This is a genomic window from Sphaerotilus sp., from assembly GCF_031429695.1.
Taxonomy (GTDB): domain Bacteria; phylum Pseudomonadota; class Gammaproteobacteria; order Burkholderiales; family Burkholderiaceae_C; genus Sphaerotilus.
The window spans coordinates 15,498-40,242 of record NZ_JANPAB010000058.1 but is presented as its reverse complement, the minus strand read 5'-3'; the positions used below and the strand labels follow the sequence as shown (position 1 = coordinate 40,242).

The 24,745-nt window shown below is 67.6% G+C and carries 23 protein-coding genes; 11 read left to right on the top strand and 12 right to left on the bottom strand.

Features of this window, described 5'->3' with window-relative positions:
• Positions 1-118: 118 nt before the first annotated feature.
• From RMP06_RS10620 to RMP06_RS10595, 6 genes are all read right to left on the bottom strand, one after another.
• The gene (locus RMP06_RS10620) at positions 119-3,037 is read right to left on the bottom strand and encodes a ribonucleoside-diphosphate reductase subunit alpha (RefSeq protein ID WP_310461749.1); all 2,919 of its coding nucleotides are present in this window, start codon (positions 3,035-3,037) and stop codon (positions 119-121) included.
• Positions 3,038-3,195: 158 nt separating this feature from the next.
• Positions 3,196-3,822 (bottom strand): 1,6-anhydro-N-acetylmuramyl-L-alanine amidase AmpD, encoded by a 627-nt coding sequence (gene ampD / locus RMP06_RS10615; RefSeq protein ID WP_310461748.1) that lies wholly within the window; start codon positions 3,820-3,822, stop codon positions 3,196-3,198.
• Positions 3,819-5,321, bottom strand: a complete 1,503-nt coding sequence (locus RMP06_RS10610; protein WP_310461747.1) for a sigma-54-dependent transcriptional regulator — start codon at positions 5,319-5,321, stop codon at positions 3,819-3,821. Before RMP06_RS10610 ends, ampD begins: the two co-directional genes overlap by 4 nt.
• Positions 5,318-7,183: a sensor histidine kinase gene (locus RMP06_RS10605; protein ID WP_310461746.1), complete on the bottom strand. Its 1,866-nt coding sequence runs from the start codon at positions 7,181-7,183 to the stop codon at positions 5,318-5,320. The genes RMP06_RS10610 and RMP06_RS10605 overlap by 4 nt, the downstream gene beginning before the upstream one ends.
• Positions 7,184-7,195: 12 nt before the next feature.
• Entirely contained in the window at positions 7,196-7,453 is a 258-nt protein-coding gene (locus RMP06_RS10600; protein ID WP_310461745.1) for a PP0621 family protein, read from the bottom strand.
• Positions 7,450-8,325, bottom strand: coding sequence for a cytochrome C assembly family protein (locus RMP06_RS10595; RefSeq protein ID WP_310461744.1), 876 nt, complete (start codon positions 8,323-8,325; stop codon positions 7,450-7,452). Before RMP06_RS10595 ends, RMP06_RS10600 begins: the two co-directional genes overlap by 4 nt.
• A gap of 38 nt (positions 8,326-8,363) precedes the next feature.
• On the opposite strand from RMP06_RS10595, the gene ffh reads away from it, so the two are divergent.
• The 4 genes from ffh (at position 8,364) to RMP06_RS10575 (ending at position 13,019) form a co-directional block, all read left to right on the top strand.
• Positions 8,364-9,746 (top strand): signal recognition particle protein, encoded by a 1,383-nt coding sequence (gene ffh / locus RMP06_RS10590; RefSeq protein ID WP_310461743.1) that lies wholly within the window; start codon positions 8,364-8,366, stop codon positions 9,744-9,746.
• A 117-nt stretch (positions 9,747-9,863) separates the two neighbouring features.
• The gene (locus RMP06_RS10585; RefSeq protein WP_310461742.1) at positions 9,864-10,667 is read left to right on the top strand and encodes a DUF2726 domain-containing protein; all 804 of its coding nucleotides are present in this window, start codon (positions 9,864-9,866) and stop codon (positions 10,665-10,667) included.
• 242 nt (positions 10,668-10,909) lie between these two features.
• The gene (gene hemB / locus RMP06_RS10580) at positions 10,910-11,914 is read left to right on the top strand and encodes a porphobilinogen synthase (RefSeq protein ID WP_310461741.1); all 1,005 of its coding nucleotides are present in this window, start codon (positions 10,910-10,912) and stop codon (positions 11,912-11,914) included.
• 13 nt (positions 11,915-11,927) lie between these two features.
• The gene (locus RMP06_RS10575; protein WP_310461740.1) at positions 11,928-13,019 is read left to right on the top strand and encodes a magnesium transporter CorA family protein; all 1,092 of its coding nucleotides are present in this window, start codon (positions 11,928-11,930) and stop codon (positions 13,017-13,019) included.
• Between the two features lie 7 nt (positions 13,020-13,026).
• Here the strand turns inward: RMP06_RS10575 and RMP06_RS10570 are convergent, their stop codons facing one another.
• Complete coding sequence (locus RMP06_RS10570; RefSeq protein ID WP_310461739.1) at positions 13,027-13,803, bottom strand: IclR family transcriptional regulator domain-containing protein; 777 nt, start codon at positions 13,801-13,803, stop codon at positions 13,027-13,029.
• 144 nt (positions 13,804-13,947) lie between these two features.
• Between RMP06_RS10570 and RMP06_RS10565 the strand changes: the two genes are divergently transcribed.
• The 6 genes from RMP06_RS10565 to RMP06_RS10540 all read left to right on the top strand — a co-directional run bounded on the left by RMP06_RS10565 (position 13,948) and on the right by RMP06_RS10540 (position 19,556).
• The gene (locus RMP06_RS10565; RefSeq protein WP_310461738.1) at positions 13,948-14,802 is read left to right on the top strand and encodes a shikimate dehydrogenase family protein; all 855 of its coding nucleotides are present in this window, start codon (positions 13,948-13,950) and stop codon (positions 14,800-14,802) included.
• A 65-nt stretch (positions 14,803-14,867) separates the two neighbouring features.
• Positions 14,868-16,019 (top strand): ABC transporter substrate-binding protein, encoded by a 1,152-nt coding sequence (locus RMP06_RS10560; protein ID WP_310461737.1) that lies wholly within the window; start codon positions 14,868-14,870, stop codon positions 16,017-16,019.
• 95 nt (positions 16,020-16,114) lie between these two features.
• Positions 16,115-16,990: a branched-chain amino acid ABC transporter permease gene (locus RMP06_RS10555; RefSeq protein WP_310461736.1), complete on the top strand. Its 876-nt coding sequence runs from the start codon at positions 16,115-16,117 to the stop codon at positions 16,988-16,990.
• Between the two features lie 31 nt (positions 16,991-17,021).
• A complete protein-coding gene (locus RMP06_RS10550; protein WP_310461735.1) occupies positions 17,022-18,020 on the top strand; it encodes a branched-chain amino acid ABC transporter permease in 999 nt (332 codons plus the stop codon).
• A gap of 3 nt (positions 18,021-18,023) precedes the next feature.
• A complete protein-coding gene (locus tag RMP06_RS10545; protein ID WP_310461734.1) occupies positions 18,024-18,785 on the top strand; it encodes an ABC transporter ATP-binding protein in 762 nt (253 codons plus the stop codon).
• A 3-nt stretch (positions 18,786-18,788) separates the two neighbouring features.
• Positions 18,789-19,556, top strand: a complete 768-nt coding sequence (locus RMP06_RS10540; protein WP_310461733.1) for an ABC transporter ATP-binding protein — start codon at positions 18,789-18,791, stop codon at positions 19,554-19,556.
• Positions 19,557-19,607: 51 nt separating this feature from the next.
• On the opposite strand, the gene RMP06_RS10535 is transcribed toward RMP06_RS10540, so the two are convergent.
• The 5 genes from RMP06_RS10535 to tsaB are packed head-to-tail and all read right to left on the bottom strand — an operon-like array spanning position 19,608 to position 23,286.
• On the bottom strand, positions 19,608-20,174 hold the full coding sequence (locus RMP06_RS10535; RefSeq protein WP_310461732.1) for a hypothetical protein: 567 nt from the start codon (positions 20,172-20,174) through the stop codon (positions 19,608-19,610).
• A 60-nt stretch (positions 20,175-20,234) separates the two neighbouring features.
• The gene (locus RMP06_RS10530; RefSeq protein WP_310461731.1) at positions 20,235-21,215 is read right to left on the bottom strand and encodes a glycosyltransferase; all 981 of its coding nucleotides are present in this window, start codon (positions 21,213-21,215) and stop codon (positions 20,235-20,237) included.
• Positions 21,216-21,218: 3 nt separating this feature from the next.
• Complete coding sequence (locus RMP06_RS10525; protein WP_409050146.1) at positions 21,219-22,031, bottom strand: uracil-DNA glycosylase; 813 nt, start codon at positions 22,029-22,031, stop codon at positions 21,219-21,221.
• Complete coding sequence (gene rimI / locus RMP06_RS10520) at positions 22,022-22,528, bottom strand: ribosomal protein S18-alanine N-acetyltransferase (protein ID WP_310461730.1); 507 nt, start codon at positions 22,526-22,528, stop codon at positions 22,022-22,024. Before rimI ends, RMP06_RS10525 begins: the two co-directional genes overlap by 10 nt.
• Entirely contained in the window at positions 22,528-23,286 is a 759-nt protein-coding gene (gene tsaB, locus RMP06_RS10515; protein WP_310461729.1) for a tRNA (adenosine(37)-N6)-threonylcarbamoyltransferase complex dimerization subunit type 1 TsaB, read from the bottom strand. Before tsaB ends, rimI begins: the two co-directional genes overlap by 1 nt.
• A gap of 48 nt (positions 23,287-23,334) precedes the next feature.
• Here tsaB and dacB point away from each other — a divergent pair, with 48 nt between their 5' ends.
• The gene (gene dacB, locus RMP06_RS10510) at positions 23,335-24,726 is read left to right on the top strand and encodes a D-alanyl-D-alanine carboxypeptidase/D-alanyl-D-alanine endopeptidase (RefSeq protein WP_310461728.1); all 1,392 of its coding nucleotides are present in this window, start codon (positions 23,335-23,337) and stop codon (positions 24,724-24,726) included.
• The last annotated feature ends 19 nt before the right edge of the window (positions 24,727-24,745 follow it).

Sequence of the window (24,745 nt, the reverse complement as noted above, 5' to 3'; positions counted from 1 at the left end):
CTAGTGGGGGTGAATTATCGGAATGTTGTGTCCAAACACCAAGCGTTTCTTGGGAGTTTCAGGCCCCGAAGCGCTGGTGTTCGGACAGTTTCATTCCGCGGTCATGGTCAGGGTCGGATCACTGGCAGGCTTCGCAGCCCGGATCGTCGATCGCGCAGAACTTGACATCGGTGGCCGGGGTCGCGTCCGCCGCTGCCGCCATCATCGCCTGGGCCGCTGCTGCCGCCTTGTCGAAGGCGGACGGCGCACTGGCCGATCCACCCGAGCTGACCGCGTTGTGCGAGCCGGCGCCGACGGTGGACTTCTCGGCGCTGGTGGCGCTGGTCGTGCGGAGGTAGTAGGTCGTCTTCAGGCCGCGCAGCCACGCCAGCTTGTAGGTCTCGTCGAGCTTCTTGCCCGAGGCACCCGCCATGTAGATGTTGAGCGACTGCGCCTGGTCGATCCACTTCTGGCGACGCGCGCCGGCCTCCACCAGCCAGCGCGGCTCGACCTCGAACGCCGTCGCGTACAGGCGCTTCAGCTCCTCGGGCACGCGGTCGATGCGGCGCAGCGAGCCGTCGAAGTGCTTGAGGTCCATCACCATGATGTCGTCCCACAGGCCGAGCTTCTTCAGGTCGCGCACGAGGTACTCGTTGACGATGGTGAACTCGCCCGACAGGTTGGACTTGACCGACAGGTTGCCGAAGCTCGGCTCGATCGAGGCGTCCACGCCGATGATGTTGGAGATCGTCGCCGTCGGGGCGATGGCCACGCAGTTCGAGTTGCGCATGCCGACCTCGCCGATGCGGGTGCGCAGGGCGTCCCAGTCCAGCGTGGACGAGGTGTCCACCTCGACATAGCCGCCGCGCTGCTCGAACAGCAGCTTGAGCGAGTCGAGGGGAAGGATGCCGCGGTCCCACAGCGAGCCGGCGTAGCTCTGGTAACGACCACGCTCGGCGGCCAGGTCGGTCGAGGCCCAGTAGGCGTGGTAGCAGATCGCTTCCATCGAGCGGTCCGCGAACTCGACCGCTTCCTGCGACGCATACGGCACGCGCAGTTGGTACAGCGCGTCCTGGAAGCCCATCAGCCCCAGGCCGACCGGGCGGTGGCGCAGGTTCGAGTCACGCGCCTTCTTGACCGCGTAGTAGTTGATGTCGATGACGTTGTCGAGCATGCGCATCGCCGTCGAGATCGTCTTCTTCAGCTTGGCGGTGTCGAGCACGCGGGTACCGTTCGGGCCGTCCGTCAAGTGGTGGGCCAGATTGACGGAGCCGAGGTTGCAGACGGCAATCTCGCTGGCGTTGGTGTTCAGGGTAATTTCGGTGCAGAGATTAGATGAATGCACCACCCCGACATGCTGCTGCGGCGAGCGCACGTTGCAGGCGTCCTTGAACGTGATCCACGGGTGGCCGGTCTCGAACAGCATCGAGAGCATCTTGCGCCACAGGTCCACCGCCCGGATGCGCTTGAACAGCTTGATCTCGCCGCGCTGCGCCATGCCTTCGTAGCGGGTGTACGCCTGCTCGAAGGCGATGCCGAACAGGTCGTGCAGGTCCGGGCAGTTCGACGGCGAGAACAGCGTCCAGTCACCGCCCTCCATCACGCGGCGCATGAACAGGTCGGGAATCCAGTTCGCCGTATTCATGTCGTGGGTGCGGCGGCGGTCGTCGCCGGTGTTCTTGCGCAGTTCGAGGAATTCCTCGATGTCGAGGTGCCAGGACTCCAGATAGGCGCAGACCGCGCCCTTGCGTTTCCCGCCCTGGTTCACCGCCACGGCCGTGTCGTTCACCACCTTCAGGAACGGCACCACCCCCTGCGACTCGCCATTCGTCCCCTTGATGTGGCTGCCCAGCGCCCGCACCGAGGTCCAGTCGTTGCCCAGCCCGCCGGCGAACTTCGACAGCATCGCGTTGTCCTTGATCGCCTCGTAGATGCCGTCCAGGTCGTCGGGCACCGTCGTCAGGTAGCAGCTCGACAGCTGCGAGCGGCGCGTGCCGGCGTTGAACAGCGTCGGCGTGCTCGACATGAAATCGAACGTCGACAGCACTTCGTAGAATTCGATCGCCCGGCCTTCGCGGTCGATCTCGCCCAGCGACAGCCCCATCGCCACGCGCATGAAAAACGCCTGCGGCAGTTCGATGCGCTGCTTGCGGATGTGCAGGAAGTAGCGGTCGTAGAGCGTCTGCAGACCGAGGTAGTCGAAGTTCATGTCGCGCTCGGGCTTGAGCGCCGCCCCGAGGCGCACGAGGTCGAACTGCGCCATGCGCTCGTCCAGCAGCTCGGCGTCGATGCCCTTGCGGATGAACTGCGGGAAATACTCGACGTAGCGTTGCGCCATCTCGTGCTGCAGCACGTCGTCGCCGAGCACTTCGCGGCGGATCGTGTGCATCAGCAGCCGGGCCGTGACGCGGGTGTAGCCGGGATCCTTCTCGATCAGCGTGCGCGCCGCCAGGATCGCCGCCTTGTAGACCTCATCGACCGGCACGCCGTCGTACAGGTTGCGGCGCGTCTCGGCCAGCACCGGCGCGGCCGTCACCTCGTCGCCCAGATCGGCACACGCCGACTCGATCAGCAGTTGCAGCCCACCCTGGTTCAGCGGCACGCGCTGGCCGTGGTCCTGCACCACGAGTTCCGTCGGCGGCTGCGCAGGCGCCTGGCCCTTGCTCAGGCGCTCCTGGGCATGGCGCTCGCGGTAGAGCACGTAGGCCCGCGCCACGTCGTGGTGGCTGCCACGCATCAGGCCGAGTTCGACCTGGTCCTGCACGTCCTCGATGTGGAAGGTGCCGCCGCTCGGACGCGAGCGCAGCAGCGCGCGCACCACCGACTCGGTCAGCGTGTCCACCGCCTCGCGCACGCTGGCCGAGGCCGCGCCTTGCGCGCCCCGCACCGCCAGGAACGCCTTCATCATCGCCACCGCGATCTTGTGCGGCTCGAAGGCCACCACGGCGCCATTGCGGCGAATGATCTGGTAACCGGCGTAGGCCGAGGCCGTGCTGGCACCCTTAGCGGACATTGACTCGGGCTGGGAAGTGGTGGAGCTGGAGATGGCGGTGTGCATTGGTGGTCGCTCTTTCTTGTCTGGCCTAGTCGTGGCGGATCAAAGAAAAAGGCCCCTTTTTGAGAAGGCGCCTTTGGGTTTGTCTTTGTTGCGTTTCTTGCGCGCAAGAATATCACCACACTACAGGTAGTGTGATTGGTATTTTTAAAGCACTACCGCTAGTGTTCGATTGACAAATCACGGGTTGTCCGAGAATCTGATTTCATGCTACGTCGCAGCAGCCGTGCCAGCCTCCGCCAGTCGAATCCGGGGCCGGGATCACCCTTGCGACCAGGGGCCACATGTTCGTGACCAACCACTTCCGCGACAGGCCAGACGGACGCGACGTCGCGCAGCAGACGGGCTGCGGCACGGTACTGCGCAGCCTCGAAGTGCTGGCCTTCCAGGCCTTCCATCTCGATGCCCAGCGCGTAGTCGTTGCAGTTCGGCACGCCGCGCCAGACCGAGGTCCCCGCATGCCAGGCCCGGTCCCCGACGCGAACAAACTGCACCAGCTCGCCGCCTCGCCGCACCAGAAAATGTGCCGAAACCGCGACGCCAGCCAGTCCGGCGAAGTAGGGATGGCCAGCCGGATCCAGCCGATTGGTGAACAACCGCTCGACCGCGTCACCCCCGTAGATCCCGGGCGGCAGGCTGATCGAGTGCACCACGGCCAGACGCACGGGCTGCCCCGGCGGCCGCGGCCCGAAGTTGGGACTCGGCACCCGGCGCGCGGCGCGGTACCAGCCGTCCAGCCACGGCCCCCGGCGCGGTGCGTGGCGCCGGCTGCGCAGGCTGCGGCTCATGGCACCAGATCGCCCAGCGGCTCGGCGTCGTCGACGGTGAGCGCATCGCCGGCCACCTGGATGCCCAGCCGCGCCATGCGGTAGCGCATCTGGCGCAGCGTCAGGCCCATCGCAGCGCCAGCGGCAGTGCGGTTGTAACGGTGGTGTTCCAGCGCCCGCACCAGCACCTCGCGCTCGACGTCATCGAGATAGGCCACCAGATCGGCCGGCAGCGCCACCGCATCGACCACCCCCATGACCGGCTCGGCGGGCACCACCCGCGCAGGCTCGGCCGCCAGGGGAGCGGCGGACGCCTCGTGCAAGCCCAGGTCGCCCACATCGATCAGCCCGCCCGACGACAGAGCCACCGCCCGGTGCAGCAGGTTCTCCAGCTCACGCACATTGCCCGGAAACGGGTGCTGCGCCAGCGACTGCAGCGCAGCACCCGTCAGCCGCGGCACCTCCACCAGCGCCGACTCGCCCGCCACGCGGGCCAGCACCGCCTCGCACAGCAGCGGCAGGTCGTCGAGCCGCTCGCGCAGCGGCGGGACGCGGATCTGGATCACGTTGAGCCGGTAGTAGAGGTCCTGCCGAAAGCGCCCTGCCGCCACTTCGCACGCCAGATCCTTGTGTGTCGCGCTGACGATGCGCACGTCCAGTGGCAGCTCGGCCATGGCGCCCACCGGCCGCACCGCACGTTCCTGGACCACGCGCAGCAGCTTGCTCTGCATCGCCAGCGGCAAGTCACCGATCTCGTCGAGGAACAGCGTGCCGCCGCTGGCCGCCTGGAAGAAGCCCTCGCGGTCCTCGTTGGCGCCGGTGAAGGCGCCCTTGCGGTAGCCAAAGAACTCCGCCTCCAGCAACTGCTCGGGGATCGCGCCGCAATTGACCGCGATGCACGGCCCGCCCGCCCGCTGGCTGACCTGGTGGATGGCCCGCGCCACCAGTTCCTTGCCGGTGCCCGACTCGCCGTGGACCAGCACCGGCGCCATGCTGCGCGCGACCTTGTCGATCAGCACCCGCACCTGCTGCATGACCGGCGTGCGGCCACCCATGCGCTGCAGTGCATCCGCCACCACCGGCGCTGCGGCAGGCCGGGTGAGCCGCCCTGCCCCGCGCATCGCCGGGGCCGCGGCCACCGCCAGACCGCGGCCGAGCGCCGACGCCACGACGCTGCGGAACTGGCGCAGGTCCACCGGCTTGGTCAGGTAGTCATAGGCACCGGACTTGAGCGCCTGCACTGCGTTCTCGGCCGAACCGTAGGCCGTGATGACGATGGTCTTCTCGGGCCGGCCGGCCTGCTCCAGCCGTCGCAGCAGGTCCAGGCCCGTACCGTCGGGCAGGCGCATGTCGGTGATGATGGCGCTGTAGCGGGCGGCGTTCAGCAGCGTCCAGGCTTCTTCGACCGTCCCCGCCGTCTCGATGTCGTAGCCCTCGCGCAGCAGGGCCAGCTCGTAGAGCGTGCGCAGGTCGGGTTCGTCATCGACGACCAGCAGGCGAGGTGGGGCGGAAAGGCTCATGCAGTGGACTCGGCCAGTGAGAGGGTGACGCACGGCATCGCCACCAGGAAGACATTGCGGTGGCGGGCGCCCGGTCCGCGCGGCCGGAAGTCGATCGAGGCCCCGTAGCGCGCACACAGCTCGCGGCAGATGTACAGCCCCAGCCCGGTGCCGCGGCTGCGGGTGGAGAAAAAGGGCTCGAACAGGTGCGGCTCCACATCGGGGGCGATCACTTCGCCATCGCTGGCCACCGACAGCTCGATGCGGGCTTGCGCCCGGGCCGCCACACGCACCCACACCGCGTGTGGCTGGTGGCTGCCATGGCGCAGCGCGTTGTCGAGCAGGTTGACCAGCACGCGGCGCAGGTGCTCCGGGTCAAAACGGACGGGCAGCGGCTCGTCGCCAGTGTCCACGAACAGCGTGCTGCGGTCGTCGTTGGACAGTCCGGCCGTGCGGGCCCAGTCGGCGCACAACCGCCCCACTTCGGCGCCCAGCTCGATCACCGGCGCATCGCTCGACGCACCCGGCGACACCTCGGCCACATCGTCAACGATGCGCTGCAGCCGCTCGACGTTGTCGGCCACCATACGGCTCAGGCGCTGCTGGCCGGGGTCGGTGAGGTCTTCGGCCAGCAGGGCGTTGGCCTGGGCGATGGCGGCCAGCGGGTTGCGGATCTCATGGGCGATGCCTGCCGAGACCCGGCCCATCGCGGCGAGCTTTTCCTGACGCGCGCGCGCACGCAGCGTACGCACGTCCTCCAGGAACAGCACGCACAGCGCCTCACCCGAGCGCGCATCGCGCCGCCGCGTGAAGCGCATGCGCACCCGCAGTGGGCGCTCCTCGGCAGGGGAGTCCGCGCTGGACGAGGCCACGCGCAAACTGATCTCCTGTCCACCTTCGGGCCAGACGCCGCGGGCATAGCCCCGCGCCAGCGCCTCGCGCAGCGGGGCCCAAGCCGGCAGATGGTGCAGGTCAAAGGGCATGAAACGCCGCGCCTTGGGCGCACCGATGAGCTGCAATGCCGCCGGATTCGCCGCCTGCACCCGCCCCTCGCGGTCGGCAACCATGACGCCGTCCTGCATTTCCTCGATCATCAGCCGGTTCAGGCGCGCCTGCTGGCGAGCGATTTCCAGCGTGCTCCGTGCGGCCATTTCCTGCCGAGCGAGGCGGTCCGACAACTGACCCGCCAGCATCGCGATGGTGAGCACCCCGCCCCCGGCAATGCCCGCCTGCATCAGCGCTGCGGCCAGTTCGTCCGCACTGGACGCACCCCACCAGGCCTCGCCCAGCAGCAGCAGCACCACCCCGGAGGCCACGCCGTACGCCTGATGGCGCGGCATCAGCGTAGCGGCCATCAGCACTGGCAGCATGTAAAGCGCAGCCACGTTCACCGCCGGTCCCGACGCGAACAGCAGCAGCGTAAAGGCGAGCAGGTCCACCCCGATCGTCGCCAGCGCCCAGCGGTTGCGCAGGTGCCCCGAAGCCGCCATGTGGCCGGTCGGCGCCACCGGCCAGACCAGCACCGCCAGCGACGCCAGCACCTGCACGCCACACACCAGCAGCGACGCCCACACCGGCCGGCCGCTCAGGTAGGCGACCACCAGCCCCTGGATCCCCAGCAGCAGCACGCCCAGCAAGGCACGGGCGATGGTGAAGGCCCGGAAGATGCGCTGAAAAGAGGCGGGGGGATCGACCCGGCTGCTGCGGTGCGGCGGCGGCGATGGACCATTCACCGGCACAGCTTGAGGTGCAGCAACAGGGGATGGCGCAGCGGCAGCGGCAGGCCCGGGCACGGACGGGCGCGCATCGCCACGGTCCAGCGACATCGGCTGTGTGCGCTCCAGGCCGAAGCCGAGCGTCGTGAACCAGTTCTCGTCGCGCACCGGTTGCGCGCCTCAGGATCGCCCGAAAGGCGCACGCGGCCCTGCGCGCCGGTGCGCTGCCGAGCAGTACGGCTGCCCATCGCGCGACTTGGCGTCGGCCGAGGCCAGGTGCATGCCGCAGTGGGCGCAGCGCGCCAGAGTCTGCACGGCGCGGCTGGGCGGCGCTTCAACCGGTGCATCGTCCCGGCGTGCGGGCGGTGGCAGCCTGCGCGCACTGCGCAGCAGCCACACGACCGCCAGCACGGTCAGCAGGATCAGCAGCAGCTTCATGGCCCGCCACCCGACCCGACCAGCGCACTGACCACCGTGCGGTGCAGCAGCACCTCCAGCACGAAGCGCGAACCGACATAGGCCAGCAGCAACAAGGCCGCGCCCACGTACAGCCCGCGTGTGGCCAGCCGTCCGCGCCAGCCGAACGCCTGCCGCCCCGCCAGCAAGCCGGCCAGCACCAGCCAGCCGAGCAGCGAGAACACCGTCTTGTGGTCCCAGTGCCAGACCGGGGTGACCCATACGCCCAGCGCCAGCGCCAGCGACAGCACGACAAACCCCGCCCAGACGAAGCGGTAGGTCAGCTTCTCCAGCGTCAGCAGCGGCAGCGCCGGCGGCGGTGCGACCACCTCCGCGCGCAGCCCCGGCTTCTTCATGCGCAGGCGCATCGCCCGTTCCGCACGGTCCAGCCACGCTGCATGGAGCACCGCCGCCGCCACCAGCCCGTAGGAGGCCAGCCCGAGCATCCAGTGCAGCGGCGCCCAAGGTGATGCCGGATACAAGCCGCCCTCCCCCGGAAACAGCAGCGCCAGCGCCAGCGTGCCGCCGCCCAGCGCCGCCAGCAGCCGCCGCACCCCCGGCAGCGGCACGCAGCGGCTCTCCACGGCATGCACCGCCAGCACCATCCAGGCCGTCGCCGACAGTGCCGGGGCAAAGCCGAAGCGGGCGCCCTGCATCACCAGCCCGATGCCGAACAGGTGCGCCAGACCGGCCACGCCGTGGAACCCCCAGGCCAGCGGCAGCGCACGCCGCGCCAGGGCGCCGACGCCCGGCAGTGCCGCCAGCGCATAGGCCACCAGCGCCAGCAGCGACGGTGCGAGCGACCAGACAGACAGTCCGTGGGCCAGGGGGTGCGAGGGGGTCGATAAAATCACCTGCACAGTGTACTTTTCCTAGTCAACCGGGACACCCGATGGCCTCCGCCCTTTCCGAACGTCTGTCACGCCTGGTCAAGTCGATGCGCGGCCAGGCCCGCATCACCGAAGCGAACGTCCAGGACATGCTGCGCGAGGTCCGCATGGCGCTGCTGGAGGCCGACGTGGCCCTGCCGGTGGTCCGCGACTTCGTCGCCCGCGTCAAGGACCGCGCCCTCGGCGCCGAAGTGGCCAACTCGCTCTCGCCGGGCCAGGTGCTGGTGAGCATCGTCCACAAGGAACTCGCCGCCACCATGGGCGAAGGGATCTCCGACCTCAACCTCGCCACCCAGCCACCGGCGGTCATCCTGATGGCCGGTCTGCAGGGCGCCGGCAAGACGACGACCACCGCCAAGCTGGCCAAGCACCTGATCGAGCGCCGCAAGAAGAAGGTGCTGACCGTTTCGGCCGACGTCTACCGCCCGGCCGCCATCGAGCAGCTCAAGATGGTGACGAAACAGGCCGGTGCCGAATGGTTCCCCTCCACCCCGGACCAGAAACCGCACGACATCGCGCTGGCCGCCATCGACTACGCGAAGAAGCACTACTTCGACGTGCTGCTGGTGGACACCGCCGGCCGCCTCGCGATCGACGAAGCCCTGATGGCCGAGATCCGCGACCTGCACGCCACGCTGAACCCGATCGAGACGCTGTTCGTCGTCGATGCGATGCAAGGCCAGGACGCGATCAACACCGCCCGGGCGTTCAAGGAGGCCCTGCCGCTGACCGGCATCGTGCTGACGAAGCTCGACGGCGACTCGCGCGGCGGCGCGGCGCTGTCGGTGCGGCAGATCACCGGTGCACCGATCAAGTTCGCTGGTGTCTCCGAGAAGATCGACGGGCTGGAGGTGTTCGACGCCGAGCGCCATGCCGGCCGCGTGCTCGGCATGGGCGACATCGTGGCGCTGGTCGAGGAGGTCCAGAAGGGGGTGGACATCGACGCCGCCCGCAAGCTCGCCGACAAGGTCAAGAGCGGCGAGAGCTTCGATCTGAACGATTTCCTGGCCCAGATCAGCCAGATGAAGAAGATGGGTGGCCTGAGCGGCCTGCTCGACAAGCTGCCGGCCGAGCTTGCCGCCAAGGCGGGTCAGGCCGACATGGGCAAGGCCGAGAAGGACGTGCGGCGCATGGAGGGGATCATCCATTCCATGACCCCGCTGGAGCGCCGCAAGCCCGACTTGCTCAAGGCCAGCCGCAAGCGCCGCATCGCCGCCGGCGCGGGGGTGCATGTGCAGGAGATCAACCGCATGCTCAACCAGTTCGAGCAGATGCGCGACATGATGAAGAAGATGAAGGGCGGCGGGATGATGAAGATGATGAAGCGCATGGCCGGCAAGAAGGGCATGCCGGGAATGGGTGGCATGGGCGGCATGGGCTTCTGACGCTCCTTCACGGATGTAACAGTCAGACAGTGATGCAGGTACACAACCAGAACCTGTTACATCCATCACACCTTCGCCGGGATTGACGTCAGGCACCCGGACAGGTAGCTTGACGGAATGAATTTTTCATCTATCGCATCCAGCAACGCAGCTCTGCTGCTGGCGGGCTGTGTGGGCGCCGCGGCACTGCTCTGGCTATGGCGCCGACTCACCAGCCGGCCGACCGATCCGGCCCGCCTTGGCCGTCCCCGCGCCCTTGACGCCGTGGATACCGTCATTGGCTGGCCGCCAGAAGCCACACGGGTCCTGACCTTGCGCCACCAGCGCGCGCTCGAGGTTCTGCGCCGTGCGGTGCCCGAGCACATGATCCTGGCGCAGGTGCCGCTGTCGCACTTCATCAAGGTCCCGACGCGCCATTCCTACGTCGAGTGGCTGCGCCGGGTCGGCCATGTCTGCGTGGACCTGATGGTCTGCGACAGCGCCTCCAACGTGGTGGCGATCATCGAGGTGCGCCAGGCGGACAAGGTCGATTCGGAGCGTGCCCGCAAACGCCAGCAGCGCACCGAGCGGGTACTGCGCGCGGCGGGCATTCCGCTGCATGTCTGGAACGAGGCATTCCTGCCGGACCCGATCGCCGTGCGCAAGGCGCTGCTGCAGGACGAACCGGACACCGCCGCATCGCCCATGCAGGACACCGGCCCGGACACAGCACCGCTGGACACTGCCGTGCGCGGTGGACCGCGTGTGCGTCCGTTCGACGGCCAGGATCTACCGGGTTACAAGGATCCGCCACGCAGCACCTGGTTCGACGAACTCCATGCGACCCAGCCGGTGCAACTCGATGGTGTCGATGTATCGCTCGACGTCCCGATGCCGGGCATCGGCCGCGGACCGAACCGCACGGTCACTGCGCAGCGCTGAACAGACAAAAAAAGAGCCCCAGCATGTTTGCTGGGGCTTATAAGCCTTAACGCTGTCAACACGGTAAGGCACCTGCTCAGGGAGGAAAAGCAGGGAATGAGCGCCTAGCGGCGCATCACTCAGGGTAAAGTTTAACACCAAGCGCGCCTTTGACAAGGTCAGGGGTGTCCCTTAGAGCCTGGGCATTCCGCTTGATTCGACAAAACTGGCGTGCGCCGCACCGCTTTCACACTGCCCTGCCCATGTTCCCACCCGCCCGACACCCCCTGCACCGCCCCCGCCGCCTGCGCCGCGACACCTTCACCCGCAACCTCGTGCGCGAGCACCAGCTGAGTTGCAGCGACCTGATCTATCCCGTGTTCGTGCTCGAAGGCCAGGGGCTGGTGCAGGACGTGGCGTCGATGCCCGGTGTGCAGCGCCGCAGCCTCGACCAGTTGCTGCCCGTGGCGGAACAGTGCGTGTCGCTCGGCATTCCAGTGATGGCGCTGTTCCCCGTGCTGGGCAGCGCCGGCAAGACGCCCGACGGCCGCGAAGCGACCAACCCGGACGGACTGGTGCCGACGGTCGTGGCGGAGCTGAAGAAGCGATTCCCGGAACTCGGGATCATGACCGACGTGGCACTCGACCCCTACACCTCGCACGGCCAGGACGGTCTGCTCGACGACACCGGCTACGTCCTCAACGACGAGACGATCGCCGTGCTGGTGCAGCAGGCGCTGGTGCAAGCCGAGGCTGGCGTGGACATCGTGGCCCCCAGCGACATGATGGACGGCCGCATCGGCGCCATCCGCGAGGCGCTCGAAGCGAAGCGCCTGATCCACACCCGCATCATGGCCTACAGCGCCAAGTACGCCAGCGCCTTCTACGGCCCGTTCCGCGATGCGGTGGGCTCGGCCGGCAATCTGGGCAAGAGCAACAAGAAGGTCTACCAGATGGACCCCGGCAACAGCGACGAGGCGCTGCGCGAGGTGGCACTCGACATCGCGGAAGGCGCCGACATGGTGATGGTCAAACCCGGCATGCCCTACCTGGACATCGTGCGCCGCGTGAAGGACGAGTTCCGCGTGCCGACCTTCGCCTACCAGGTCAGCGGCGAGTACGCGATGCTCAAGGCCGCCGCCCTGAACGGCTGGCTCGACCACGACGCCGTGATGATGGAGTCGCTGCTGGCCTTCAAGCGCGCCGGAGCCGATGGCGTGCTGACCTACTTCGCGCTCGACGCGGCCCGGCTGATCCGCCAGGGCTGAGGCGATCGCAGCCATGCGGGTCTTCCTGATCGACGAACGCTGCACCGAACTGCCCGAGCTGCCACAGGCCTTGCCCGAACGCGGTTTCCTGTGGATTGCCTCCGCGCGGCGCGAGTTCGAAGTCCGGGTTGCGGAGGTGCAGACCGTGCTGCAGCAGTGTGCGGGCGGCCAGCTCGTGGACCTGCACATCTCCGACCTGCTGAGCAACCAGCTCCCCTCGCACTTCGACTACACCTCCTGGTACGACCTGCTGGTGTTCCGCCGACTCGCCGCAGCGCCAGGCAGCACCGGCCTGTTCCTCGACGACGCACACGGCACCGTCGCCACCGCACGCCAGGCGCTGGCATCCATCGACACCAGCCCGGTCGGCTTCGCGGTATTCGACCGCGTGCTGCTGACCGTGCATCCGGCCGACTGCCTGGTGCGGGATTTCTTCGCCACCCGCCTTGCCCAGATGACCGTCAACGGCAGTGGTGCCAGCCGGCTGCCCCCCAGCCCGGCCGACCTGATGCTGCGCATCGTCAACCACATGGTGGACGGCTATCTGGAGCTGCGCCGCCTGCTCACCCGCCAGCTCGCCACGCTGCAGCAGGCCCTGCTCAGTCCGCGCAACCGGCACATGGACTGGACGGCGCTGCTCGACTCGCGCAATACATTGCACCAGCTGGAGGACATCTGCGAGGACCAGCGCAGCGCCATCCAGGAATGGATCGACGGCCTCGACGAGTGGCCGACGGCTCCGGACGACAGCGCCCGCCGTGACCAGGAACTGCTGCGGGTGCGCTCACGCGATGTGCACGAACACATCGAGCGGGTGCTGGGGCATGTGCGGCGACTGGAGTCGTCGATCGAGAGCGCCGTGCAGATGCACTTTTCCGCCGTCGGCCAGCGCACCAACGACATCATGCGCACGCTCACGGTGCTGACCGCGATCTTTCTGCCGCTGAACCTCATCACCGGGTTCTTTGGCATGAACTTCGACGCCCTGCCGCTCATCCACACCAGTACCGGCATCTGGATCGCCGTGTCGCTGATGGTCATGATCGGCGCCGGGCTGAGTGTGTTCTTCTGGCGCAAGCGCTACCTGGGCACCACACGCGGTTGATCCGCGGTCACAACACGTCGCGCAGCACCTGCACCGTTTCGCTCAGGCGTGGCAGCAGCCGCGCGATCGCCTCGCTGCCGCGGGCGGGCGGCATGGGCATCGGCATGGTCGTGCCGAGGGCGCCGACACATTCGCCCTTGCGGTCCTTCACCGGCATGGCGATGCCGCGCAGCCCCGGCGTGAGCTGCTGCTCGGTGACCCAGTAGCCAAGGTCACGGGCACCGTGCACATCGCGCAGAAACGCCACCGGATCGGTGGTGGTGCGGGGCGTGAAGGCGCTGAACTCATGCTGTGCCACCCACTCGGCCAGCCGCGCCTCGCCGAAGGTGGACAGGATCGCCGGCCCCGGCGTCACCACGTGCGCCGGCACCCGCGCCCCGACCGGAAAGCCGATCGACACCATGCGCGTGCTGTTGCTGCGTGCCACATAGACCACCATGTGGCCGTCGAGCACGCTGAAGTTGAAGTTCTCGCCGCACTCCATCGCCAGCCGCTGCACGAAGGGCTGCACCAGCCGCGGCAGCCGCGCCGCCTCCAGATAGCTCTGCCCGAGCCGCAGCACCCGCGGCGCGAGCCAGAAGCGCTTGCCGTCCGTGTTCGCATAGCCGAAGTGGACGAGGCTGAGCAGGTAGCGGCGCGCCGCCGTGCGGGTCAGGCCGGTGCGGGCGGCGGTTTCGGCGGCGGTCAGGCGCGCGTGTTCCTCGTCGAAGGCTTCGATGACGCGCAGGCCCTTGCCGAGGCCGTCGATGATGTCCTTGCGGTCGATGCCGGTGTCTGTGTCCATGTCCTGTCCCCTCCTGCTGTGGTGTTTGCCGGGCACAGGGAAATCCCGACAAAGAGATGATCATCGCCGAATACGCGCGACTATCGCGCAAACAGGGCAAACACACCTTGTCGCCCGCCGGACAGCTCACTATCGTCCGCACCCATGCACATCAACGGCCACACCCGCGTTTTCCTGGTCCTCGGCCACCCGGTCGGGCAGGTGCGCGCCCCCGAAGTCTTCAACCCGCTGTTCCTGGCGCATGGCGTCGATGCCGTGCTCGTGCCGGCCGACGTGGCGCCGGCGCAGCTCGGTGACTTCGTGCGTGGGGCGTTCAGCGCCGCCAACGTCGGCGGCCTGTGGCTGACCATTCCGCACAAGGCCGCCGTGCTGGACCTGCTCGACCGCGTGGACCCGCTGGGCACCCGCGCCGGCGCCGTCAACGCCGTGCGCCGGCAATCGGATGGTTCGCTGGACGGCGGACTGTTCGACGGCATCGGTCTGGTCAAGTCGCTCGACCACCTGGGCGTGGCCACGGCTGGCCGGCGCGTGCTGCTGGTCGGCACGGGCGGCGCGGGCATGGCGATCGCCGTGTCCCTGGCCGAACGGGCGCTGGGCACGCTGGACCTGTTCGATGCGGTTCCCGGGCGCGCCATTGCGCTGGCCCAGCGTCTGCAGGAGGACGCCCGGTGTCCCGTGCGGGCGGCGCCGTCGAGCGATCCGGCCAGCTACGACGTCGTGGTCCACGCCACTCCGCTCGGCCTGCAAACCGACGACCCCCTGCCGTTCGACGTCAGCCGCCTCGACCCAGCCGCCACCGTCATCGACATCCTGATGAAGCCGTACGCGACACCGCTGCAGCGCGCCTGTGACGCCCGCGGCATCGTCTGCCACCCCGGTTTCGAGATGCTGGCCCAGCAGGTGCCCGACTACCTGCAGTTCTTTGGCTACCCCGAGATCGCCGCCGCGGTGCAAGGCGATCTGGACCCCGTGCGGCGCAGCCTGCGGGCACTGGTCTGACTTCCGATGACCGCGATTCGACCGCTATCCTTGACACCCTCGCCACACCACACCGGAGACAACCGATGACCCATACCCGCCACACCTTCCTCGCACTGGCCGCCCTGATCGCCCTCGGTGGCACCAGCGTCGCCCAGGCCCAGGCGATCAAGATCGCCAACATCGTCGAGCTGTCGGGCGCGGGCGCCTCGGCCGGCACCAACTTCAAGAACGGCGTCGAGCTGGCCGTCAAGGAAATCAACGCCGCGGGCGGCATCCTCGGCAAGAAGATCGAGACCACCACGCTCGACACCCAGTCCAACCCCGGCGTGGCCAAGGGCCTGACGCAGAAGGCCATCGACGACGGCGTGTTCGCCGTCTTCGGCCCGGTCTTCTCCGGCTCGATCATGGTCAGCATGGCCGAGACCCAGCGCGCCGAAGTGCCCAACTTCACCGGCGGCGAGGCGGCGGCCATCACCCAGAAGGGCAACCCCTACATCTTCCGCACCAGCTTCACGCAGACCACGGCCATGCCGAAGGTGGCGCGCTACATCGCCAACGGCCTGAAGGCCAAGACGGTGGCGGTGATGTACGTCAACAACGACTTCGGCAAGGGTGGCCGTGACGCGATCACCAAGGCACTGGAAGCCAGTGGCGTGAAGGTGGTGGCCGACATCTCGACCGACTCCGGCCAGATCGACTTCTCTGCCCCGGTGCTCAAGGCCAAGTCGGCCAACGCGGATGCGCTGTTCGTCTACACCAACGAAGAAGAGTCGGCCCGCGCGCTGCGCGAACTGCGCAAGCAGGGCTACACCAAGCCCATCGTCGGCGAGACCACGCTGACGGGCCAGAAGGTGATCGAGCTGGCCGGTGAAGCCGCCAACGGTGCAGTCGCCCACGTCGGTCTGACGGTGGATGCACCCAGCCCGCTGATGCTGAAGTTCAAGGCTAAGTTCTACCAGGACTACAAGTACATCAGCGACCACAACGGCATCAAGGGCTACACCGGCGTCTACCTGATGAAGGCCGCGATCGAGAAGGTCGGCAAGGTCGATCGCATCGAAGTCGCCAAGGCCCTGCACGGCCTGAAGGTGTCGGCCGCCAAGCACCCCGGCGTGCTGATGGACGTGGCGATGGACAACAACGGCGACCTCGACCGCGAGAGCTTCATCGTCGAAGTGAAGAACGGCAAGCAGGAAGTCAAGGAAGTCCTGCCCGCGCTGAACGCCGCGAAGTAATCCGGCGCCTCCCGCTTGCGTCCGCCCTGTCGGTGATCCGGTCAGGGCGGGCCGCAGGCTTGCTTTCTGCCCTCGACGCGCTTCGAGAGGACACCATGACCGACTTCTTCCAACTGCTGTTCTCCGGTGTCGCCACCGGCAGCATCTACGCGCTGGCCGCGCTGGGCTTCACGCTGCTGTGGCAGGCGTCGGGCACCATCAACTTCGCCCAAGGCGAGTTCGTGATGCTGCCCGCGTTCACGATGCTGGCCTTCTCTGCGTTCGGGCTGCCGCTGCCGATCGCGTTCATCGTCACCTGCGTGGTCGGCGTGGTCGTGCTCGGCTGGGGCTTCAAGCGCGGCATCGCCGATCCGCTGCTGCGCCACGGCCTGATGCCGATCGTGGTCGCCACCATCGGCCTGTCGATCGCGATGCGCAACGGCGTGCGCGCCGGCTACAGCGCCGAAGCCCACCCCTTCCCGAGCCTGTTCGGCGAGGCACTGTTCAACATCGGCGGCGTGACCATCACCGCCGCCGACGTCGGCACCCTGGTCCTGGCGCTGGCGCTGGTGCTCGGTACCCAGGCGCTCCTGGCCAAGACCGTCACCGGCCGCGCGATGCAGGCCGTCGCGCAGAACACCGAGAGCGCCACCGTGCTCGGCATCAACGTGCCGCGCATGGTGTTCTATACCTTCGCCGTGAACGCGCTGCTGGCCTGCGCCGCCGCGCTGCTGGTGACGCCGACCTACCTCGCCAAGTTCGACATGGGCGAGGGGCTGGGCAACAAGGCATTCTTCGCGGCCATCATTGGCGGCTTCAACAACTCGCGGGGCGCGCTGCTGGGCGGGATCATCGTCGGCGTGGCGGAAAACCTCGCCGCCGCCTACGTCTCGCCGGCCTACAAGGACGCGGTCGCGCTGGTCCTGTTCATGGCCGTGATCCTGTTCAAGCCGGAAGGCCTGATGGGCAAGAAGGAAATGCGCAAGGTCTGACACCCCACCGCTGCCCAAGGACACCCCCACCATGAAAACACTCCACAAGCTCGGTGCGCTGGCCATCCTGGTCCTGCTGCTCGCCGCCCCGCCGCTGCTCAAGAACTACGGCGTCTACCTCTTCACCACCTGGCTCATCTTCATCATCGCCACGATGGGCCTGAACCTGACCGTCGGCTACGCCGGCCAGAAATCGCTCGGCCACGCCGCCTTCTTCGGCATCGGCGCCTACACGGTGGCGATCCTGCTGCAGCACGGCGTGAGCTTCTGGATCGGACTGCCGAGCGCGATGGTGCTGTGCTTCGTCATCGGCGTGCTGCTGGGCTTCCCGGCGCTGCGGGTGCAGGCGATCTACCTCGCCTTTGCCACGCTGGGCTTCAACACCGCCGTCTGGCTGGTGATGCGCAACGAGGAGTGGCTGACCGGCGGCACCTTCGGCATCAACGGCATCACCCGGCCTAGCCTGTTCGGCTACTCGCTGGACGGCGCGCTGCCCTACTACTACTTCGTGCTGGCGGTGGCGCTGATCCTGGCGGGGCTGCTGTGGGGCCTGCTGCGCTCGCCGTGGGGCAAGGCGTTCACGGCGCTGCGCGACAACCCGATCCGCGCCGAGAGCCTGGGCATCAACATCCAGCGCTACACGCTGCTGGCCTTCGCGATCGGCGCGGTCTATGCCGGCGTGGCGGGCGCGCTGTTCGGCTCGCTGGTGCAGTTCATCGAGCCGGCACCGTTCACCGTGGGCGCGTCGATCATGATGTACCTGATGGTGGTGGTCGGCGGGCCGGGGTACTTCTTCGGGCCGGTGCTGGGGTCGGCGGTGGGCGTGCTGCTGCCGGAATGGCTGCGGTTCGCGCAGGCGTGGTACCTGTTCGTCTTCGGTGCGCTGGTCGTGCTGCTGATGCTGTGGCTGCCGGATGGCCTGCTGAGCATCCCCGATCGGCTCAAGGCGCGTCGCCAGGCGCGGGAAGCGTCGGCTGCCCGTGCGGCGTCCGCTGCAGCGGCCGAACAAGCTGCCAAGAAAGGCCAATGAACCATGACGGCTCCCCTGCTCAAGGTCACGGACCTGAAAAAAGCCTACGGCGCCATCCAGGCGGTCGGCGGCGTGTCGTTCGAGGTGATGCCCGGCGAGATCTTCGGCGTCATCGGCCCGAACGGCTCCGGCAAGACGACGATGTTCAACAGCGTGCTCGGCCAGATCACGCCGGACGCCGGCCAGATCGAACTCAACGGCCGCGACATCACCAAGCTCAGCCCGCTCGAACTCAACCAGCGCGGCGTCGGGAGAACCTTCCAGACGCTGCAGGTCTTCGGCAAGATGACCGTGCGCGACAACCTGATCGTCGCCGCCCAGGAACACCAGGGCACGATGTTCAGCCGCATGTTCGCGCCCGGTGACTCGGGTCTCGGCAAGAAGGCCGACGAGCTGATCGACCTGTTCCGCATCCGCCATGTCGCCGACAAGAAGGCCGGCGAGCTGAGCTACGGCCAGCAGAAGCTGGTGGACATCGCGATGGCGTTCATGAGCGAGCCGGACCTGGTGCTGCTCGACGAACCCTGTGCGGGCGTCAACCCGAGCCTGGTCGGTGGCATCAGCACCCTGCTCAAGCAGCTCAACGAGAAGGGCCGCACGGGTGGCAAGGTCAGCAGCTTCGTCGTCATCGAGCACAACATGGACTTCGTGATGGACCTGTGCCACCGCATCCTCGTCATGGTCGAAGGCAAGGTGATGGCCATCGGCACACCGGCCGAGATCCGCGCCAACAAGCAGGTGCTGGACGCCTACCTCGGGAGCTGAACCATGTCTGGACAAGCCAACACCGCCGCCGCCACGCACGCCATCGAATTCGAGAACGTGCTCGCCGGCTACGGCGACTTCATGATCCTCAACAACCTGAGCTTCAAGGCCCGGCGCGGCGCGATCACGCTGCTGATCGGCCCGAACGGCGCGGGCAAGTCCACGGTGCTGAAGACGCTGTTCGGCCTGCTGAAGGTGCGCAACGGCCACATCCGCCTCGACGGACAGGACATCACCGGGGCGAACGCCAAGGATCTGCTGGTCCAGCACGGCATCGCCTTCGTGCCGCAGGGCCGCAACCTGTTCGGCCAGCTCACCGTCTGGCAGAACCTGGAACTCGGCGGCATCACGCTGGGCATGAAGACCACGCACGAGCGCATCCCCGAGGTGCTCAAGCGCTTCCCCCGCGTCGCCGAGCGGCTGCACAGCCAGGCGTCGGCGCTCTCCGGCGGCGAGCAGAAACAGCTCGAAATCGGCCGTGCGTTGCTGATCCGCCCGAAGGTGCTGCTGATCGACGAACCGTCCATCGGGCTGTCGCCGCTGGTGGTGGCCGACGTGTTCAAGCTGCTGCGCGGGCTGGCCGACCAGGGCACGACCGTGCTGATGGTCGAGCAGAACGTCAAGAGCGCGCTGAAGATCTCGGACGAGGCGATCGCGCTGGAGTCGGGGCGGCGGGTGCTGCAGAAGCCGGCGGGCGAGCTGCTGGCGGATCCGAACATCGAGCGGTTGTTCCTGGGGGGCGCGCATGCGGCCGCAACGGTGGCGAAGTGAGGTCGCCTGACTTCCGTGGACACCCGCTCGACCCGGTCACACCGGGAAGCGTCAATTCACCAGATACCGATGTTCAAACAGCGCGGCCAGTATTTCAGGCACGTCAACAGCGGCGGGAACCATGAACATTGCCATGTTGCCGTGGCAGACATTCGGCGCCAGATGTTGTTCAACCACATGGTATTCCGGCCTGTTGCAATAATCGTCCCACAAGATCACCGCACCCGGCTTCAGATTCAACAATGAATACAGGAAACAAGGCACTCTGAAACGGCCATCGACCAGCACCAGATCCGGACTGAGCGAACGTGCCCTGATGGCAGCCCAAGCGTCCGTGTAATAACTGGGCCATTGCGCCTGATGCTGCAGGTTGCTCGGAAAACCCCATGCACCGGTTTCTCCGATGTTGGCAAACAAGAGCACCACTTGGCTGCTGGTATCAATCTTGGCAATTTCAGCCGCGGTTTTTTCACGCCATTCCTGGCTTGATTCGATCGCAACAATATTAGCCACCTTCAGCCACGCGGCCAAGGTTGTGCTGCCGCCCATGCCAAACTCCAGATACGTGTGCGCACGACGAAGCGCCTCCGTCAGCGAAGCTCGCTCGGTTTCCGGCATGTGGGGTTGTGAAAATGGGTACATGGTCATCTTTGAAGAAGATATTGCCATCAACTATTTTCAGAACAAGGATTGAATTTGTGTCGCCGGATCGCCGCTGTTGATCCATGCCTGCCAATGGCGCTTCAGGCGAGAAATCTTGTGCCCCAGAATGGCTTGGTCAACATATTGACTGATCCTGTTCTTGCTGATCAGGTGCTGGCACCAACGGTCAACATCTCGTGGGGACAACGCCCAAGCCTGCTCGATATCGGAAATCTGCCACAGCCAATAGGGCGACAAATGCCCGTGAACTTGCAGCAAGGCGGGATCAATATCGGCCCCCAAATACCCCAGCTGGCGCGCCCAGATGCCGCGCACATGGCTGTTTGCAGCTTCACCGCTGATCGCACTGCTGCGCTGCTTGGGATGCTGGCGATAACGCACCAGAGGTATCGCGAGATTGGCCAGTTTTCCATGATGGCCGAGGCGGATCATGAAATCCCAGTCCTGCGCCATGTCCATCTTGTCGGTATATTGCACCCGGCTTTTCGACCAAAGCGCGCGATTGACCATCAGTGCAGTCTGCGCCATTGCACAATAGAACAGATTATCGACACAAATATCGTCGTGGTCCGGCGGAAACAGGCGCATGAACAGCACATTGTCGTGCTCATTGAAAACCTGCAGATCGCCCGCCACGGCAATCAATTCCGGATTCTGCTGCAAGAACAAGGCCGACTTCACGAACCGATCGGGCATGCTGATGTCATCGGCATCATGCAGCGCGATCCAGTCGCCTTGTGACTCTGCCATTCCGATGTTACGGGCATGAGAAACACCCCGGTTGATCGGCAGCTCGATCAGCCGGACAGGTAGCGTCGGGCTGATGCGAGAAAAATCGGCGATTTCCTGTTGACAGCGCTCGGTACCGCCATCATTCACCAACACCAATTCAACAAAGGAAAAAATCGAGAAGTCCGCCGCCGAGATACCCGCCAGCATCTCGGAAAAATGGACCGGGTCCGGATCCTTGAATGGAACGACAATGCTCAGCTTCATGGTCTATACCGACTCGCGCAACCGAGTGGCCATCACCTCACGCGCCAGACACAAGTCGTCCCACGACCGCGCCTTGTCCAGCGGATTGCGCAGCAGGTAGGCCGGGTGGTAGGTCACGACCACCGGCACGCCGGGTATTCCCGGCACCTCGTGCAACCGCCCGCGCAGCCGCCCGATCGGCTCGCCGGTCTTCAGCAGCGACTGCACCGCAAACCGCCCCATCGCCAGGATCAGCTTCGGCTGCACCAGCGCGATCTGGCGCAGCAGGTAGGGCTCGCACTGCGCCACCTCCTGCGGCTCCGGGTTGCGGTTCTGCGGCGGGCGGCACTTGAGCACGTTGGCGATGTAGACCTGCTCGTGCGCCGGCGCCTCGCTGCGCGTCAGGCCGACGGCGCGCAGCATGCTGTCGAGCAACTGCCCTGCCTTGCCGACAAACGGCTCGCCCTGCCGGTCTTCCTGCTCGCCAGGCGCCTCGCCGATCAGCATCCACTGCGCCTGCGGGTGGCCGACACCGAACACCGTCTGCGTGCGCCGCTCGCACAGCGTGCAGGCCCGGCACGACGACACGGCCGCACGCAACTCGTCCCAGCCCATCGCCGCCACGCCGCTCGGCCGCAGGGCAACCACAGGGGCTGCAGGGACAGGCACCGACACCGACACCGAGGCGGGCACAGATGACGGCGCTGGTGGCATTGCGGCCGGGCCGGGCTCCGGCACAGAGTCGACCACCACAGGTTCCGGCGCCGGCGCCGCCCACACCCGGATGCCCATTTCCTGCAGCATCGCCCGCTGCCGCTCGGTGTACGTCACGTCCATGCCGCATCCTCCGCCGTCACCGCCGGTTGCAGCGGCAGGCGCAGCACCAGCGCATCCTCGCGCCGCCCCGCGGCGTCCGGGTAATACCCGCGGCGCACGCCGATTTCCGCAAAACCCAGGTGCGCGTACAGCCGCCGCGCCCGCACGTTGCTCGGCCGCACTTCGAGCCAGAGCCACTCGGCGCCCGTGCTGCGGGCGTGGTCGATCAGCCGGTGCAGCAACTGCGTGGCCAGCCCGCGCCCCTGGTGGTCCGGCGAGATGGTCACGTTGAGCAGGTGCCACTCCTCGAACCCGGCCATCGCGACCTGGTAGCCCAGCAGTTCGCCATCGGGCGCCACCAGGCAATGGGTGAGGTGGCCCGCGGCGATCGAATCGACGAAGTTGGCGCGGCTCCACGGAAAGGGATACGCCCGCACCTCGATGCCCACCACGGCATCCAGCAACTGGACCGCCATCGGCAGCAGCGTTGGCATCGACATTGGCATGTCCACGGGCATCAGGCCGATCCTGCGGCCACCGCGGTGGCGGCGGCCTTGATGGCTTCGCGCTCGACCGTGGTCTGGGCGACCTTGTCACGCACATACAGCGGCAGCGCCAGCGCCGGGTCGATCCACGCCCCCCGCGCCTGCGCCACCCGGGCGAGCACCGCCAGCGCCGCGCCGTCCGGCACCGCCGCCGGCCACGTTGCCAGCCCGAGCCGCACCGCCAGCGGCCCCAGCATCTCGGTCTGCACGGTCAGCGCATTGCCGGCCAGTGGCGCAGGCGCCTGCGCGATCGCCTCGGCCAGCGCGGCGGGGCTGTAGAGCGCCACCGGCACGTCAGCGGTCCAGCCACCGTCCACCCCGCGGCACCAGCGCACAGCGTAGACCTCGCCCATGCGCGCGTCGAGCACGCTCCAGACCGCATCGGCCGTCTCGCCCTGCTGCCGTGCCGATTCGGCCAGCGCAGCGAGCGTATCGAGCGCCAGCAGCGGCCGATCCGCGCCGACCGCCAGCCCCTGCGCCACCGCACAGGCCGTGCGCAGGCCGGTGAACGCGCCGGGACCGTGGCCGAAGGCGATGGCGTCCAGATCGCGCAGCGCGAGGCCCGCGGCGTCCAGCAGTGCCCGGATCGCCGGCAGCAGCGCGGCCGACGACTGCGCACCGCCGGGCAGCGCCCGCACCAGCGCATCCTCCCCCTGCACCAGGGCCAGGTGGACGGTGTCGGTGGCGGTGTCGAGGGCCAGCAGGCGGGGGGCGGATCGGGGAGCAGACATGGCCGCCAGTGTACCGGCCGACCCGGCGCACCTTCGTATGATCCCGGCATGCCGATGCCGCCCCGTTTCCTGCCCTTGCTGCTGGCCTGCGCAGCGTTCAGTCTTTGCGTCGCCGCCCAGACGCCCTTGCCCGACCCCGTGCGCGCCGCGCTGGCCCGGGCCCAACTGCCCGAGGACAGCCTGTACGCCTGGGTCGCACCCGTCGAGGGCGGCCCGGCCTGGCTGGCACACCAGTCCAGCACACGCGCACACCCCGCGTCGGTGATGAAGCTGGTCACGTCGATGGCCGCGCTGGACCGGCTCGGCCCGCTGTTCCAGTGGCACACACCGGTCTACACGGATGGCAGCCAGCTCTACGTGCAGGGCCGCGGCGATCCGCGGCTGGTCAACGAGCGGCTGTGGTTGCTGCTGCGGCAGGTGATGGCAGTGACGGGGCCGGAGCTGCGCGGTGATCTCGTGCTCGACCGCAGCGCGTTCGCGATCCCGGTGGTCGATCCCGGTGCCTTCGACGGCGAGCCGCTGAAGCCGTACAACGTGCGGCCGGATGCGCTGATGGTGAACCAGAAGAGCGTCCTGCTGACGTTCCGGCCGGACCCTGCACGCGGCGTGGCCCGGGTGTCGACGGACACGGCGCTGGCCGGCGTGCAGTGGCCGGCGACGGTGCCGCTGACGGGTGGTCCGTGTCAGGACTGGCGCACTGGGCTGAAGCTTGATGTCAGCGATCCCGTGCGGCCGCGTTTCGGTGGCGGCCTGCCTGCGGCGTGTGGCGAAACGGTGTGGCCGCTGGCCTGGCCCGATCCAGCGGGGTTCAACGCACGGGCGATCGAAGGACAGTGGCTCGCGCTGGGCGGGCGCCTGCGCGGACGGGTGCGCGAGGGCCGGGTGCCCGCCGGAGCGACGCTGGTGGTCGATGGGCTGTCGCCGGCGCTGCCCGAGGTGCTGCGCGACATGAACAAGCACAGCAACAACACCATCGCCCAGCACCTGATGCTGGCGCTCAGCCCCGGTCAGCCCGAGCAGCCGGCCACCTGGGAGGGTGCGCGTGCCGAGGTGCAGGCGCTGGTGCAGTCGCAGGGTTGCCGGGACGACGAGCTGGTGATCGACAACGGCTCCGGCCTCTCGCGCGACGAGCGCATCAGCGCCCGCTGCCTGGGCCGGCTGCTGCAATGGGCCTGGACACAGCCGTGGATGCCGGAGCTGCTGGGCTCGCTGCCGGTGGCGGGCACCGAGACGACGGCGCGGCGCGTGGTGTCCGCCAGCGGGCGAGCGCATGTGAAAACCGGCTCGCTGGCCAATGTCGCCGCGCTGGCCGGCGTGGTGCATGGCCCCGATGGCCACCGCCATGTGGTCGTGGTGATGGTGAACCACCCGCAGGCCGCCAGCGCCGAGGCGCGGGCGGTGCTGGATGCGGTGGTGGGCTGGTCGATGGCACCACGCTGACGCGGGGCACGGCAGCCGG